Source organism: Hymenobacter cheonanensis, assembly GCF_030581075.1.
GTDB lineage: Bacteria > Bacteroidota > Bacteroidia > Cytophagales > Hymenobacteraceae > Hymenobacter.
Genome location: NZ_JAUQSW010000007.1, coordinates 180,615 through 196,272 on the forward strand (window position 1 = coordinate 180,615; position 15,658 = coordinate 196,272).

At 64.7% G+C, this 15,658-nt stretch carries 13 protein-coding genes; 3 read left to right on the top strand and 10 right to left on the bottom strand.

Features of this window, described 5'->3' with window-relative positions; all coding sequences use genetic code 11:
- Positions 1–143 precede the first annotated feature (143 nt).
- Positions 144–536, top strand: coding sequence for an MGMT family protein (locus Q5H89_RS14685; RefSeq protein WP_305020093.1), 393 nt, complete (start codon positions 144–146; stop codon positions 534–536).
- An 84-nt stretch (positions 537–620) separates the two neighbouring features.
- Here the strand turns inward: Q5H89_RS14685 and Q5H89_RS14690 are convergent, their stop codons facing one another.
- Positions 621–1,001 (bottom strand): DUF4440 domain-containing protein, encoded by a 381-nt coding sequence (locus tag Q5H89_RS14690; protein ID WP_305020094.1) that lies wholly within the window; start codon positions 999–1,001, stop codon positions 621–623.
- 507 nt (positions 1,002–1,508) lie between these two features.
- Positions 1,509–2,459, bottom strand: coding sequence for a zinc-dependent peptidase (locus Q5H89_RS14695; protein ID WP_305020095.1), 951 nt, complete (start codon positions 2,457–2,459; stop codon positions 1,509–1,511).
- A 108-nt stretch (positions 2,460–2,567) separates the two neighbouring features.
- Between Q5H89_RS14695 and Q5H89_RS14700 the strand changes: the two genes are divergently transcribed.
- Positions 2,568–2,945 carry a hypothetical protein gene (locus Q5H89_RS14700; protein WP_305020096.1) on the top strand — a complete coding sequence of 126 codons (378 nt, stop codon included), beginning with the start codon at positions 2,568–2,570 and terminating at the stop codon, positions 2,943–2,945.
- 106 nt (positions 2,946–3,051) lie between these two features.
- Here Q5H89_RS14700 and Q5H89_RS14705 read toward each other — a convergent pair whose 3' ends face one another.
- From Q5H89_RS14705 to Q5H89_RS14715, 3 genes are all read right to left on the bottom strand, one after another.
- Positions 3,052–3,489, bottom strand: coding sequence for a hypothetical protein (locus tag Q5H89_RS14705; protein ID WP_305020097.1), 438 nt, complete (start codon positions 3,487–3,489; stop codon positions 3,052–3,054).
- A gap of 280 nt (positions 3,490–3,769) precedes the next feature.
- Entirely contained in the window at positions 3,770–5,683 is a 1,914-nt protein-coding gene (locus tag Q5H89_RS14710) for an ABC-F family ATP-binding cassette domain-containing protein (protein WP_305020098.1), read from the bottom strand.
- A 126-nt stretch (positions 5,684–5,809) separates the two neighbouring features.
- Positions 5,810–7,051, bottom strand: a complete 1,242-nt coding sequence (locus Q5H89_RS14715; protein WP_305020099.1) for a pyridoxal phosphate-dependent aminotransferase — start codon at positions 7,049–7,051, stop codon at positions 5,810–5,812.
- Between the two features lie 231 nt (positions 7,052–7,282).
- Here Q5H89_RS14715 and Q5H89_RS14720 point away from each other — a divergent pair, with 231 nt between their 5' ends.
- Positions 7,283–7,759: a hypothetical protein gene (locus tag Q5H89_RS14720; RefSeq protein ID WP_305020100.1), complete on the top strand. Its 477-nt coding sequence runs from the start codon at positions 7,283–7,285 to the stop codon at positions 7,757–7,759.
- A gap of 13 nt (positions 7,760–7,772) precedes the next feature.
- Here Q5H89_RS14720 and Q5H89_RS14725 read toward each other — a convergent pair whose 3' ends face one another.
- The 5 genes from Q5H89_RS14725 to Q5H89_RS14745 form a co-directional block, all read right to left on the bottom strand.
- The gene (locus Q5H89_RS14725) at positions 7,773–9,398 is read right to left on the bottom strand and encodes a PepSY-associated TM helix domain-containing protein (RefSeq protein WP_305020101.1); all 1,626 of its coding nucleotides are present in this window, start codon (positions 9,396–9,398) and stop codon (positions 7,773–7,775) included.
- A 194-nt stretch (positions 9,399–9,592) separates the two neighbouring features.
- Positions 9,593–11,932, bottom strand: a complete 2,340-nt coding sequence (locus tag Q5H89_RS14730; protein WP_305020102.1) for a TonB-dependent receptor — start codon at positions 11,930–11,932, stop codon at positions 9,593–9,595.
- Positions 11,933–12,049: 117 nt separating this feature from the next.
- Entirely contained in the window at positions 12,050–12,424 is a 375-nt protein-coding gene (locus Q5H89_RS14735; protein ID WP_305020103.1) for a hypothetical protein, read from the bottom strand.
- 177 nt (positions 12,425–12,601) lie between these two features.
- Positions 12,602–14,578 carry a glycosyltransferase family 2 protein gene (locus Q5H89_RS14740; protein ID WP_305020104.1) on the bottom strand — a complete coding sequence of 659 codons (1,977 nt, stop codon included), beginning with the start codon at positions 14,576–14,578 and terminating at the stop codon, positions 12,602–12,604.
- Between the two features lie 205 nt (positions 14,579–14,783).
- Positions 14,784–15,587, bottom strand: coding sequence for a methyltransferase domain-containing protein (locus Q5H89_RS14745; RefSeq protein ID WP_305020105.1), 804 nt, complete (start codon positions 15,585–15,587; stop codon positions 14,784–14,786).
- Positions 15,588–15,658: the final 71 nt, after the last annotated feature.

A 15,658-nucleotide genomic window follows, 5' to 3' on the forward strand; every position in this document is an offset into this window, starting at 1 on the left:
AATCAGCCGCTAGCCCTGCACACGAGCCAGTAGCCGGCCGAAGGTCAGGAAACAGCGGGCGCAAAGTTCGGGTTCAAGTGCGCGGGCGCAAGGACGCGCCCGCTAGCCCGGGGTTGCGCCGCCCGCCCCGTATTTTCACCGCCATGAAAAAGCCCGCCGCCCCGCCGCCCGGCCAGACTACCCCCGCCCCCGAGCGCAACTACTTTGCCGATGTGCACGAGGTGGTGCGCCTGGTGCCGCCCGGCCGCGTTACGAGCTACGGCGCCGTGGCGCACTACCTGGGCGCCACGCGCGGCGCGCGGGCCGTGGGCTACGCCCTCATGGCCTCCAACCTCGACGCCATTACCCACCAAAAAGAGGCGCCCGTGCCCGCCCACCGCGTCGTCAATCGGCTAGGGCAGCTCAGCGGGCGGCACCATTTTCCTACCCCCACCGCCATGCAGGAACGCCTCGAAGCCGAGGGCGTGCGCGTGGAAGACGACACGGTGGTCGAGTTCAAGAAGCTGTTCTGGGACCCGGCCGTGGAGCTGGGCTAGGGCCGTATAGGGGATAGCTGCAAAGGCGAAAAGCTGCCGGGAGATGGGCTCCCAACAGCTTTTTTCCAGGTAAGAAGGTGGCCGCTACTTGCTAGCCTTGCTAGGGTCTTCTGCTATGTGTGCGTAGGTGACCTGCCAGACAGCCCCTTCCTTGCGGGCCAAGTCCAGGAACGAGCCGTGCGCCGTGGCCCCCTCTGGGTAGTCAGCCGTCGGCTTGATGTCATAGGTGTAATACCCCGCGGCGTAGCCCATCGTGGCGTCGCTACCCGTTTGCAGGAACTTGATTTTTAGGTTGCTAGTGGTGCTGAAAGTATTTTTCAGCCAGTAAGTGCTCAGCGAATCCCGGCCGCTCAGCACCGGCGACGTGTTGACGAGCAGCCGCGCCTCCCTGGCCAGGCAAGCAGTGGCTTTGGCCAAATCCTGCTGCTGCATTGCCTCAGTGAATTGCTGAGCCAAAGCAGCCATAGTAGTTGGCCCAGCTACAACGGAGATAGGCGCGGCCGGTACGCTGGGGCTGCCAGCGCCGAATGCCAGTAGCGTAGCCAGCCCCAAAAGAGGTAAGAAAGTTTTTATGCACTGTTGATGAGGGTGGGTGTTCATCAAATGTAGCAGAATGTCAATAAGTTACGTCGATTTAAGGAGAAAGCAAGGCGTAAACAAGTAGAAAGACCTGCTTTTGCCGCGCTACTTGCCCGCTACGCCCGGCGCAGTTAGTGTCAGGGCTTTGGGGGCAACCACTACCACCAGCCAACTGCCTCTTACCAGCGGTATTATGCTGGCCGCGCAGGTACCGGACCGGAAGTTTTCTGGAAGCCGCAGGCATCGCCAAGGCACCCACGGAGCGGGCAAAGCTGCGGCCTTCGTCGGGGGCTAGCAGGCACTGCCCGGGGCAGTTGCGGTCGTGTAAAGCCCCCGCAAGCTGGGCAGCCTCGACCGTTTTTACGCGCCCAGAGCAGGGCTAGGCAGCCAGCCCTACGCCGCCTGGGCCAGGTGGCAGTCCTTGTATTTCTTGCCCGAGCCGCAGGGGCAGGGCGAGTTGCGGCCCAGCACTTGCTTTTTGGCGCGCAGCTGGCGCAGCCACTGGCGCGGGTCGAGGTGGCTGCCGTGGGCCGTCAGGGTTTGCTCGGGGTGCTGGTGCAGGGCCTGGGCTAGCAGGTCAAACAGCTCGGGGTGGTGTTCCTTCAGCTTTTCGGGGCGCTCGAAGAAATACTCGTTCACCACGGCAAAAAATTCGGCCTCGTTGGTGCCCGCGTAGGGGTCAATGTCAGAATGCCCGGCCCGGATGGCCGCCAGCTCGCGCTGCATGGCGGCGGCCCAGGCCGGGCGCAGGGCGGGCGGCAGGCCCGCGCCGGGCACGCCGTCAATTTCCCCATCGGCCTCGTCTACGAGGTGGGCAAACTCGTGCACGCCCACGTTGTGCTTGTCCTCGGCATCGGCAAAACCCTGCACCAAGGCGGCGCGCGAAAGGCGCATGTACTGCGAGGTCTGGAAGCGCTGCACCGACCCTAGCAGGGTGCCTTGCAGAGAGTGTACCTCCTGGTCGGGGCGGGTTTCGAGCTGCCAGGCATCGGGCACAATCAATACTTCGTGCAGGGTCGGGTACTCCCAGCCCGGAAAGCCGAATACCGGAATAACGGCCGCCGCCGCCGTAAGCACCCGCGTGAGGTCATCGACCTCCGTCTGAATGCCGGTGAGGCGCGTGCGGGCCAGAAAAAGCTGCATGGCCTGCTCGAAGCGCCCCTTGTCGGTGTCGGCCAGGCCGTCGTAAAAGGCCACGTTCCCGGTTAGAATAGTGCGCCACGCAGCCGGAAAAGGCGTGGCCAGGGCCGCTTGCCGGCGGCGGGCATCGGCGGTGAGGTAGCGGTAAAAAACCAGCAGCAGGGCAAGCAGCACCGCGCCGGTGAGCACGTAGGAGAGGGGCATGGCCGCCTTAACGGCCGGCCGGGGCCACGGGTTGGCGGGGCCATTTGCCTTTTCGTGCGCAAATTTGTGGCGTATCACTTCCCCGTTGTCTTCCCCCTGCCTGCCCCGATGAACGCTGCCGACCTGAACAAAGCCCTGCTGGCCCTGATTGAGAAGAAAGCCGAGCTGCACACGCTCACCTACGACGACGCCCGCTACGACGACGTGGAAGAAGCCCTGCACGACCTGGAGGATGACTTCAACGACGACTTCGGCGCTGACCTCGAAGCGGCCCTCGAAAAAGTGCACCTCGACCTCAAATCGGATACCGATGTGCTGCTGCCCACCGCCTACCTGCCCGCCACCCTGGCCCCGCAAAAAGAAGACGGCGTGTGGATTGACTCGGAGAAATACCCCGGCCGCGTGCGCCTCGTGCTGCGCGCCAACCCGCCCCGCTTCGTGCTCACTACCAGCAAAGGTCAGGAGCACGAGCTTTGGAAAGCTTAAAAATCAACGAGGTGCGCCAGCCGGCGCGCCTTACTGCCTACCCAAAAGCTGCCCCGGCGGCCGGCTGCTAGCCGGCCGCCGGGGCAGCTTTGTTTGGTAGAGCAGCTTAGGGAGTGGCTACCGACTGCCGGGCCCCCTGCTTGGCGCTGGCCAACGAGTTGTAGAGCTGGGTGTGCAGGGCAGCGCGGTCCTGGTGCTGGCGGGTTTCCTCGATGTAGCGCTGGGTGGCAATTTGGCCAAACACGTTTTCGGCCACCACCACGCTCACTTCGCGCAGGCCGGCGGCCGTGGCGCGGGGGTTAAACTCGGCAATGAGCCAGGCCTGGGCCTTGGCCGGAATGGCCCCCATCTGGCGCACATCGCCTACCCAGCCCCAGGGCCGCTCGGGGCTGGAGTGCGCCTCAAAATGCTCCAGCGCAAACCCCTGGAGGGCAATGAATTCTGCGGCATTAGCAAACGCGTGCCACTGCGTAATAATGCACGGCACGCTGGTATCGACCAGCACCACGCCGTAGGGTTTCGCATAAATAAGCTGGTCGCTCATCGGGGCAAAAAGGCAGACGGGTTGCAGCCCGGCCAGCAAAGGCCAGGGCAGCCGCTGCCTTCGGCTAGCTACGTGAAAAAGAAAAAGGCAGTAACTACAACAGCCAAGACAGTGGCCAGGGTAGTAAAGTGCCCCCATACGGCAAGGCGCGCCAGGGAGTTGCGGCTAGCCCCGGCCGCCGGCCGGAAGCCAGACGCTACTTCAACGCTACCTAAAAGCCAGCAAAGCCAGCGCCATCGGCACTGGCTTTGCTGGCCAGGCGGCACCAGGTAAGCGCCGACTAGATAAAGTCGCTGAGTTCAAGCCAGCGCTCGCCTTTGGCATCCAGCTCTTTATCTACGGCTTGCAGGCGGGCCGGCCAGGCTATCAGCTCCTGGCGCGAGCCCTGGCCGGTGGCCAGGCTGGCCACCAGCTGCTCCTTTTCTTTTTCGAGCGCGGCAATGTCTTTTTCCAGTTGCTCAAACTCCTTTTTTTCGGCGAAGCTGGCGCGGCGCTTGGCCGGCGCGGCGGCCGGCGTGGGGGCGGGGCTAGCGGGGGCGGCTTTGGCGGCGGCGCGGGCGGCCTTGGCAGCTTTTTCCTCGGCTTCGAGGGCGGCTTCGGTTTCGCGCTCGGCCAGGTAGTCGCGGTAGTCGGTGTAGTTGCCGGGGAAGTTGAGCACGGCCCCGCCCGGCTCCAGCACAAAGAGGTGCTCGGCCAGGTTGTCGAGGAAATAGCGGTCGTGGCTCACGATGAGCAGGCAGCCCGAGAAGTGCAGTAGAAAGTCTTCCAGAATATTGAGCGTGCCCAGGTCCAGGTCGTTGGTGGGCTCGTCCAGAATCAGGAAGTTGGGGTTTTTTACCAGCACGCGCAGCAATTGCAGGCGGCGTTTCTCGCCGCCGCTCAGCTTGCTTACCAGCGTGTACTGCTGGGCCGGCGGAAAGAGAAACAGTGTGAGGAACTGGCTGGCCGTAAGCACGTCGCCGTTGGCTAGCTCCACCACTTCGGCCACTTCCTTTACAATGTCAATCACGCGCTGGCTAGGGTCAAATTCCAGCTCGGTCTGGGTGTAGTAGCCAAACACGGTGGTCTGGCCCACATCCACGGTGCCGCTGTCGGGCTTCAGCTTGCCGGTCAGCATGTTAAGCAGCGTGCTCTTGCCCGCGCCATTTGGGCCCACCAGGCCGATGCGGTCCTTTTTCTTGAACACGTAGCTGAAGTCATCCAGCACCACCTTGTCGCCGAATTTCTTGTTGAGGTGCTCAGCCTCAATAATTTTGCCGCCCTGGCGGGTGGTTTTCACGCTCAGCTCCAGCTGCTGCTTGCTGAGGTTGGTGCTGGCTTTTTCCTTGGTGATGTAGAAAGCGTCGATGCGCGCCTTCTGCTTGGTGCCGCGCGCCTGGGGCATGCGGCGCATCCACTCCAATTCCTTTTTGAAGAGCTGGCGCGCCTTCTCTACCTCGGTGGCTTCGCGCATTTCGCGGTCGGCCTTTTTCTCCACAAAGTAGGCGTAGTTGCCCTGGTAGCGGTACATCTGGCCCTTATCGAGTTCCACAATCTCGTTGGCCACCTTGTCCAGGAAGTAGCGGTCGTGGGTCACCATCAAGAGCGTGAGGCTGGGCGAGTTGAGGCGGTTTTCGAGCCACTCAATAGTGGCCAGGTCGAGGTGGTTGGTGGGCTCGTCGAGTAGCAGCACGTCGGGCTCCTCGATAAGTACCCTAGCCAGCGCCACGCGCTTGCGCTGCCCGCCCGAGAGCTTGCTCACGTTGCGCGTCAGCAGCTCGCCCAAGATGCCGAGCTTGCCCAAAATCTGCTGCACCTGCGACTCGTAGTCCCAGGCGTTGAGCGTGTCCATGCGCTCCATCACGCGCTGCAGGTCCTCGGGGTCGTGGTTGGGGTCGTTCACCACGTGCTCGTAGTCCTTCACGGCGCGCAGCGTGTCGTTCTGGCTGGCGAAGATGGTTTCCTCCACCGTCAGGCTCTCATCAAACTCGGGCTGCTGGCCCAGGTAGGTGACCCGGATGCCCTGGCGGCGCGTAACCAGGCCGGTATCAGGGTTTTCGAGGCCGGCCAGCACCCGCATGAGCGTGGTTTTGCCGGTGCCGTTGATGCCCACAAAAGCAATGCGCTGCCCTTGCTGCAGCCCAAAATTGAGGTCCTTAAACAGCCAGCGGTCGGCGTAATTCTTCGAGATATTCTCGGCGGAAAGCAAATTCATAAGTACCCGCAAAGGTACGGCCTCCACTTCCTGTGGCGCGGGCGTTCTGTAATAAAGGGGATTCTATAAAGAGAAGGTCATGCTTGGGCTTCGCCCAGCATGACCTTCTCTTTAAGGTATCAGCAATTATTTCAGCGCAGCCAGGCTCTTTTTGATGCGCTCAAAGGCATCGGCCAGCTTGGCATCGGCGGCGGCGGTGCTGAAGCGGATGCAGTCGGGCGCGCCAAACGAGTCGCCGCCCACGGCCGACACGTGCGCGTCGCGCAGCAGGTACAGCGCCAGGTCCGACGAGTCGTTGATGACCGCGCCATCGGGCGCGGTGCGGCCGAAGAACGCCGATACATTGGGGAAAATGTAGAAAGCGCCGTCGGGCGTGGGCGTTTTCAGACCTGGAATATCCTTTACCAAGTCCAGCACGAGGTCGCGGCGGCGGTGGTAGGCCTGCACCATTTCATCGGCCGAGGCGCGGCCGCCTTGCAGCGCGGCTAGCCCCGCCCGCTGCGCAATAGAGCAGGTGCCCGAGGTAATCTGGCTTTGCAGCTTGTCGCAGGCGGCGGCCACGGCGGGGTGCGCGGCCAGGTAGCCCAGGCGCCAGCCCGTCATGGCGTAGCCCTTCGAGAAGCCGTTGATGGTGATAACCTGGTCTTTCACGGCGTCGAACTGCGCCAGGCTCACGTGCTCATCGGTGAAGTTGATGTACTCGTAAATCTCGTCGGCAATGGCAAAAATGCCGGGGTGCCGGGCCAGCACCTCGGCAATGGCCTCTAGCTCGGCCCGGCTGAACACGGCGCCGGTGGGGTTGCAGGGCGAGGAGTACATCACGGCCTTGGTGCGCGGCGTGATGGCGGCCTCAAACTCGGCGGCGGTCACCTTGTAGTCGTTTTCGAGCGCGCCCATGATGGGCACGGCCACGCCCTCGGCCAGCTCTACCTGCGCGGCGTAACTCACCCAGTAGGGCGAAAAAATGATAACCTCGTCGCCTGGGTTCACTAGGGTCATGATGATGTTGCTGAGCGCCTGCTTGGCGCCGGTGCTCACCACAATCTGGTTGGGCGCGTAGGTCAAGTTGTTCTCACGCAGCAGCTTATCGCAGATGGCCTGGCGCAGGTCGAGGTAGCCCGGCACCGGCGTGTAGAACGTAAAGCCGTCGTCAATCGCCTTTTTGGCCGCGTCCTTGATGTACTGCGGGGTCTGAAAATCGGGCTCGCCAAAACTCAGGTTAATAACGTCGACGCCCTGGGCGGCCAGCTCGCGGCTTTTCTTGGCCATAGCGATGGTGGCCGACTCCTGAATCTGGAGAATGCGGTCGGAGAAATACACAGTGGGGTCGGCCGGCGTGGCAGCCGGGGTAGCAGTACTAGGCGACATAAGCTTAACTGATAAGAAACGATGCGAATCGCAAAAGTATTGGCTCGCGCGGCGTTACGAATGAAGTGGCGCCGGTTTTCACGGTTTTTTTTGCTTTTGGTGGGGCAGGGATTAGCGAGCGACCAGTTGCCGGCTGGCTGCTACTAGCCCGCTAGCCTTGGTTTGCCCCAACGAGGCCGGGGGCCCCTAGCCCCCGGTGGCGGGTATCTTTGAGCTTTAGTACAGTACCGCATGACCGCAACTACCCCCGACCCCGCCGGCGCCTTCGAGCGGGCCCGGGCCGGCCTCTGGGCCAGCCTGCAAAAGCACCTGGCCCTCATTTACCAGGCCGAAGCGGCCTTTAAGCAGGCCGTCGCCTTTGCCGATACGTTTCCTTTTTCGACCGCTGAGGTGGAGGCCGGGCAACTGGCCGACTACACCCGGCAGCGCGCCGCCCTGCGCGATTTATTTACCGACGAAACCACGCAGCTGGATACCCTGACGAAGGCCATCCGCACGAAAAGCTACGCCGAGGACGAAAAGAAACAGCTATACTTGCTGCTGCTGGGCTACCTCGACATCGCGGCGGCCGTGTTTGAGCGTCTGCGCGTACAGGTGCCCCGCGGCCTGCCTGCCGATGAGGAACTGGCCGCCACCCAGGCCCGCTTCGAGCGGGTGCGCAGCTTCGCTCGCCTGCATGTGAAGGGCATTGCCGGGCTGCTGGGCTAGCGCCCCGGCCGGCCTACCGCCGGGTGCGCACCAGCAGTACAAACCCGTAGAGCGTAACCACCAGCACACCCAGCGCCGAGAGAATGGCCACGGCGTCGCGCACGTTTTTGCCGGCCCAGTCCATCAGGAAAAACTTGTGCAGCACGGCGAAAGAAAGCCCTTCGCGCCGGTCGCCGTCGGTGACGAGGGCGGCCAGGCGGCCGCTGGCGGGCTCCACGTACAGGGCCGTGTGCTCGGGCGTGGCAAAGGCGAGCTTCATCACCGGCAGGCGCTTGTTCACAAAGCCATACTCGCCGGCAAACTTGGTTATCAGCTCGGGGCTGCCCAAGTTAGCCTGCGCCGAAGCCGGCCCGGCGGCCGGCGTGCCAAGGGCGGCGGGCGTTTCGGAAGTGAGGCTAGGGGCGGTGCAGCAGTCGGGGAGGGCGCCGTCTTCGGCGGCGCCGGTGGCAGTGGCCGGGGCGGCCTGGCCGTTGAGCTTCAGCATGAATTCCTGGCCTAGCTCGCGGGCGTAAAGCAGCTCGCCATCAGGCAGCAATTGGCCGTCGCGGGTGCTGCGGTACTGCACGGTGGGCGGGCTGCCGGCCGCGCCCTGGCTAGCCAGCCGGTAGTAGGGCTGGCCCGCTACCCGCACCAGCGACACGCGCTGCACCGGCGCCGGGCCGGCCAGGGCCTCGGTGAGCGGCCAGGTCAATTCGCTGGCCGCGAAGCCCGACACGCGGGCCACGGTGTCGCGGCGGTCGGGCGTGAGCTTTTGCCAGAGGTGGTACGAGGCGCTCAGGGCAAACGTGAAGGTGACAAACGCCACCCACAGCCCCAGCGTGCGGTGGCGCCGGCGCAGCCAGCCCACCTGGTCCTGGGCCGAGCGGGGCTGCCGCAGTTTCATCCGCACAAAGCCGTAAATGACCAGTCCGCTCAGCGCCGACAGCCAGATGATAGTTGTGAACACCAGCATGATGCCCAGGTGCCAGGGCCGCGGCAGCGCATCGAGGAAGTCCCAGTTGTGCATCATGCCAAATACCCACAAAAAGCGGGCGCGGGCCGTGTTGTTGAACGTGCCCATCCGGCTCTGCTCGGTTTCGATGAACACGGCCATGCCGTCGGGCCTGGCTAGGGTGATTTTCCACACCGGCAGCAGGCGGTTGATAAACTTGTAGTCGCTGGTGTAGTGCGTCAGGCGCGCAGCGCCGGCCACGGCCGAGGTCGAGTCGGCCGTGAGGTAGCGGGCCACTTCTTCGGCATAGGCGCGGTCGCCGTCGGGCAGTTCCTGGCCGGTGGCGGCGGCAAAGTAGCGCAGCCGGCCCCGAAAGTCAGTAACCTGATAATAAGGCTGGTGGCGGTACTGCACCACGCGCAGGTTTTGGATGGCCGCCAGGTGGTGCCGGGCCAGCAACCCGGGCACGGGCAGGGCTAGCGCGGCGGCTTGCAGCGGCGGCGCGGGCACGGTTTCGTGGGCGATGGGCGGCCGCAGCCAGTTCGACATCAGCGGGTGCGAGATGCCGCTGAGCGTCCAGAGCACCACTGGCAGCACCGTGATAAGGCCCAGGATGCGGTGCCAGCGATACATATGGCGGCCCACAAAGCGCCGCAGCGGCGAAGCCGCTGGCGTGGGCCGCGCCGGCGGGGTTGAAGTTGTTTGCATGAGGTTAAGGCTGGTAATGATGGGAATATTCTCGCCTTGCGTCAACCTCACCCCCTAGCCCCCTCTCCTTGGGGAGAGGGGGAACTAGTCTTTAGTCATAGTTTCTAAGAGCTAGAACCAGCACTAGTCCCCCCTCTCCCCAAGGAGAGGGGGCTAGGGGGCGAGGTGACCCGCCCGACGAGCTAAAGTGAGCGCTACTCCCGCGCCTTAGCGGCGAAAGTATACCCTAGCCCCAGCGTGACGGTGCGCGGCGCGGCGGCCGCGTAGGTGGTGCCGTATTGATTAGTAGTAGCGTTCACGGCGTAGAGCGCATTACCCAGGTTCACCACGTTGGCCCACACCTCCAGGCCGCGCGCCACCGCTTGCGGCAGGCGGTAGCCCAGGCGCAGGTTCAGCAGGTTGTAGCCGGCGTAGGTTTTGGTGTTGGCCGTGTTGGTGTAGAACTGGCCCACGCGCTGGTACTCCAGCCCGAGGCGGGCGCCGGGCGCAAAGCGCGGCTTGTAGAATATCTCCGCGTTGGCCAGCCAGTTGGGCGCGCCCACCATGCGGTTGCCGGCGTAGTCGCGGTTGCGGCCCTGCACTACCTCGCTGTAATCGAGGTAGGTATGGCGGGCGTTGGTGCCGCTGAGGCGGAAGTTTACTTCCGGCACCGGCGCATACGTCAGCGTGTACTCGACGCCCTGGTGGCGGGTGGCGCCCACGTTTTCGCTCTGCGTGGTATTGTCGGCCTGCAAGAGGCTCACGATTTCGTTGCGGCCCTCCATCTGGTAGAGGCTCAGGTCGATATACACCTTGCGCTCAAATAAGGCGACCCAGCCGCCGGCCTCATAATTGGTGAAATTGGCCTGCTTCAGCTCAATAGTCTGGCGCGAGCTGTAGAGGCTGCCCGTTTCGGGGGGCTGGAAGCCGGTGCTGAAATTGGCGTACAAGCCCTGGGCCGGCCCGAGCGCGTAGGTCAGGCCGAGCTTGGGCGCCACGATGTTGTAGACGTTATCCTGGCTAGCCTTTTTGCTCGTCTGCGCGCCGCTCAAATTATTGCTGAACTTGTACTGCACGCGGTCGTAGCGCAGGCCGCCCACTAGGCGCAGCGCCTCGGTGGCCTGCACCTCGTACTGGGCGTAGCCCGCCACGTTGGAGAGGTTGATTTTATAATCGTCGAGGTAGCGGCCGGTATCGGTGTAGCCGGTGTAAAAATTATTAGCTACATCCTTCTGAATCGTCAGAAAACGCGCGTAGTACGTGCTCGGGCTGTAGTCAAAATACCCGCCCAAAATGAGCCGCGAGTTCAGAAAACCCAGGTCGGCGCGGTGCTGCACCAAGGCGCCGTAGCTGTGAAATGACTGGTTGTTCACCTGCCCCGTCGAGCTTTGGTACACGCCGTTCACGCGCACATCGGCAATGTAGTAGCTCGGCAGCTGGCCGGTCGAGTTGTAGCGCGTGAAGGCCGTGAGGGCCGTTTGCTGGCTAGGGCTCCAGTCGTGCTCCAGGCGCAGGCTGCCGCGCACGGCCGTCACCTCGCGGTTGGTGAAGCGGTTGTTGCTCTGGTAGGTGCGGCTGTAGAAGTGCGCGCTGTCGAGCGTACCCGGCGTTTGGGTGTAGAGGTAATTATAGCTGCCGGTGCCAATAAGGCGCGTCTTGGCGTTGAAGGTATAATCGGCCCGCAACGTCCACGACTGCTTGTTGAAATCGGTATAATCCTGCCAGCCGCCGCGCTGCCGCGCCGCGTAGCCCCCCGCGTACAGCCCGAGCCGGCCCACCGTGCCGCTGGCGCTGGCATCTACGCGCCGGTAGCCGAAGTTGTCGCCCTGCACCGAGGCGCCCACCGTGGGCAGCGGCGTTGGCTGCTTGGTCAAAAAATTGACCGCCCCGCCAATGGCGTTGGAGCCGTAGAGCGACGAGGACGGGCCCTTCACCACCTCCACGCTGCGCACGCCGGCCTGGTTTATTTCGTACAGCGCGTTGTGGTTGAAGATACCGATGGGCCGGATGGGCAGCCCGTCTTCTAAATACAGGTACACCGCGTTGGTCGTAATCGGCTGGCGGATAGCCATCATGTGCTGCTCGGCGCCCAGGTCTACCATGTACACGCCGGCCACTTTATTGAGCAGCTGGTAGGGCGCCGTGGCCTTGGTGTCGGCAATGAGCTGCGGCGAAATCTGGCTGATGGCCACCGGCGTTTCGGTGCGCCGCTCCTGCTCGCGGCTGCCCGATACCACTACGCCTTGCAGGCTCACGGGCGCCGCCTCCAGCCGCACGGTGAGGGCGTGGCCCGTGGCCGGCACGCGCACGCGCTGCGTGTTGTAGCCAATAAACGAGATAGTTAGCTCGCGGCTATCGGCCGGCGCGGCCAGCACAAAGCGGCCGCTGGCATCGGTAGTCGTGCCGGCGCCGGTGCCCGGCGCTACTACCGTTACGCCCGGCAGCGGCTGCTGCGACTGCGCATCGAGAATTGTGCCGCGCACGGCGGCTTGCTGCGCCTGCGCGCTCACCAGGCTAGCCACGGCCAGCCCGGCACCCATAAAAATACCTCTCATTCCCCTGATAATCAGACTAACTCAAACCCAACGGGGGCAAGGCCCAGCCAGGGCCCGGGCGTGCGCAACGCAGCCCCGGGCGCCAGCCAGCCGGCAACTCCCCAAACGGAGGTTGGTTTAGCCGAGCGGCGGGCGGAAAACGGCGCCCAGCGGGGCCGCGTAGTGCCCCGGCACCAGCGCCGCGGTGTAGCGGGGGCTAGCCGGCGTAGCCGGCCGGGCGGCCGCAACTTGCCAGGGGCCAAAGGTGGCGGGCAGCATTTCGAGCCGCTCCTTCACGGGGCCGGCCGACTTATTCTGGCGCTCTTCCTGCTGGCGGGCTTTCTTGGCGAAGTAGCACTTGCCGTCGCAGTGCAGGGCCGGGCGGGCCTTGTTTACGCAGTAGCGGGCCGTGATAACCGATTGGTTGAGTGCAAAATCCACCAGCAATACTTCGCGGCTGAACGATTGCAGCAGCACCAGCGAAATAAAGAAATAGGCGAAAAATGCTTTCACAGCGACCTGACTAGACAACGCAAAGGTAGCAGGCCCCGCACCCAACCCCGACTGCACCTCCGTCGTCACGGGCAATTTCCTCGCCCAACGGCCCCGCTGGCGGGGCTAGCGCCTTCTTTCCGTGGCTTATCGCAACTGCGCCGCCGCCACCATGTGCCTTGCCGGAAGGTAGCGGGGCTAGCCGCCCAGCCGGCGCCAGCCCCGCCAGAGCACGCTCAGGTCGAGGCCCGGCTCGTAGTCCTGGGCGTACAGCAATTCGAGCCGCTGGCGGGTGGCCGCGTCGAGCGGGCCGGCGGCGGGGGCCACCTCGGCGGGCGAGAGCACGGCCGGGTAGCGGCTCGCCTCGGGCAAGTAGCGCAGGCCCACCCAGCTGCGGCGGCCGCGCAGCACCTGGCCCACGTGGGGTAACAGCCCACTAGGCCGGCGCTGGCCCCAAAGTAGCACCGGGCTCAGCACCAGCACCACCAGGCAGGCCATAAGGTCGAGCAGGCGCTTGTTGCGGCGCTGGGCGGGCTGGCTCAGGCGCCACGAGCGGTCGAGGGTGTAGTAGTCGCCGGGCGCGTCCTTATGGCTGCTGCCGATGATGTACTGGCTGCCGGCCGGCAGTATTTTGTAGGCCACCGGGGGGCTGGCCGGCAGGCTGGCCATGAGGTCGATAATCTGGCTGGCCGGTAGGTCCTGGCCACAAAAAATAAGCTCCGTCAGGCCGTAGAGGCGCAGCAGCGCGGGCAGCTCGGCTACCGTGCCGAGGTGGTCGGCCAGGGTAGTGGCTGGCGAGGGAAGCGCATAGTCGGGCGCATCGGGCGTGATGTAGCCGATAACCTTGGCCGGCACCTGGGCCTGGGTTAGCAGCTGGCGCACGCGCTGGCTTTCGGCCCAGGTGCCCACAATGGCCAGGGTTTTGGCGCGGCCCTCGCTCAGGCGCAGGTTGCCGTGGCGCAGCCAGTGGCTCAGCACCCGCCGCCCCACCAGCGCCGCCACCGCCCAGCCGCCGCCCAGCACAATGAGCGCTTTGGAGAAGCGCCAGGCATCGAAGAAGTTGGATACGGCCGAAATCAGCACCGTGCCCACGGCCACGCCGCGCACCACCCGGCTGGCGCGGGTGGGCTGGTCATAACCGCCACTAAGCCAAGTGGTAGTGAGCCAGGCCCCGATGTAAAGCGGCACGGCCACCAGCATGTACTGCGGCGGGTAGGGCAGGCGCACGTACTTCTGGTTGACCTCCCAGTACGATTTCAGCACGTACATGCCGGCGTAAAGCAGGGCCGCATCGAGCAGCACCGGCGTGGCGGCGGTGGCCAGGCGCTGGGCCACGGCTAGCCCCGCCCGCAGCCAGATGGCGCCGTTTATCAGCAAGGAGAACAGCCCCGCCCGGCTGGCAGCAAAGTGCTTGCGGGCAAAAATGACCATCGCCCGGTAAAAGACCAGCACGTAGTTCACGCTCGTGCGCTTGGTGCTTTCGCCCTTGTAGTGCAGGATGCGGGTACCCGGAAAATACCAGTTTTGCCAGCCGCCCTGCGTGAGGCGGTACGAGAGGTCGATGTCCTCGCCGTACATAAAATAATCCTCATCGAGCAGCCCCACCTCGGCCAGCGCCGCCTGGCGCAGCAGCATAAACGCCCCGCTGAGCACGGCCACCTCATGGGCCTCATGCTTGTCGAGAAAGCCCAGGTGGTAGCGCCCGAACGTGCGCGAGCGCGGGAAGAGGCTGGCTAGCCCGAATATCTTGTAGAAAGCCACCGCCGGCGTGGGCAGCCCGCGCTTGCTTTCGGGCAGAAACCGGCCCCGGCCGTCGAGCATCAGCACGCCCAGGCCACCGCAGCGCGGGTGCGCGTCCATAAAGTCGCAGCAGCGCCGGAAGGTGGTTTCCTCCACCAAGGTATCGGGGTTGAGCAGCAGCTGGTACTGGCCGGTGGCTAGCCGCAGCGCTTGGTTGTTGGCCCGCGAAAAGCCGGGATTATCCTTGTTTGCCAGCAAGATAACTTCCGGAAAGCGCGCCCGCACCATTGCCACCGAGGCATCGGCCGAGTTGTTATCGACCACGAATACCTCCACCGGCTCGCCCAACTCCGCCGCCGCCCGGCGCACCGACAGCAGCGTCTGCTCCAGGAAGTAGCAGACGTTGTAATTGACAATGACGACGGAGAGCTTCACGGCGGGCAAAGCTACTAGCGCGGCCTGCAGGTTGGTGAATAAGCTAGGCGCCAGGCCTCACTCCCGGCCCCTCCCCTGCGGGAGAGGGGAGCCTGACGCGAGCAGACGTACCCTGACGAATGGCTCTCCTCTCCCAAAGGGGAGGGGCCGGGGGGCTACCCGCCAGGGCTGTCCAGCTGATTAGGGCTGCCAGGCCCCCGGCCCGCTACTTTTTGCGCAGCACCCACACATCCTGGCTGGCGCCCTGGCCCAGCCACTGGCCGGGCGTGTGGCGCAGCACCTCCAGCTGCTCGCCAAAGAGCCGCCGCAGGAAAGCCGGCGGCTGAAACGCCGCAAACACGCGGTGGCCCTCGCGCACCTGGCGGCGCTCTACCAGCTCGCCGGCGTCGAAGCGCACGCGCTCGGCCGGCGTGAGGATGGCGCCAAACGCGGCCCCGTGCGTGGTGAGCAGCAGCACGCCGCCCGGCCGCAGCACGCGCAGCAGCTCGGCCAGCCAGCTGGCGTGGCCCTCGGCCGAGAGGTGCGTAAAAATGGAGATGCCGTAGGCCACATCGACCGAGGCGGCGGCCAGGGCCAGCGGCGGGCGCATGCCATTGTGCAGAAAGGTGATACCCGGCAGGTGCGCCCGGCACCAGGCCACCGACGCGGCATTGGCATCGGTGCCCGTGAAGCGGCAGCCCTGGCCGATTACCTCGGGCAGGTGCCGCACCACGCGGCCCGGCCCGCAGCCCCAGTCCAGAATGTGCTGGCCCTGTAGGCTGGCGTAGGGGGCTAGCTCGGCGCGCAGCCACTCGGCCGTTTCGCGCCCGCCCGCATAGTAGCTCTGGTAGCGCAGCCGAAACGACTCGTACATGAGGTAGTCGGGCGGCAGGGCCACGCCGGGGTGCGCGGCCCGGAAGCGCTGGTTCTCACGGCGGTGGCGCAGTTGCAGCACCCGAAAGCGCAGCTGGTCGGCCAGGTGCATCAGGCCCGCCTGCCGGAGCCAGGTGCTAAGGGCAGCTTTGTTCATGGCCGCAATATCGCCGCCGAATGGCCCTAGCCACGCAAAAGCCCGCCGCCCGCCCGGCGAAAGCCGAACCA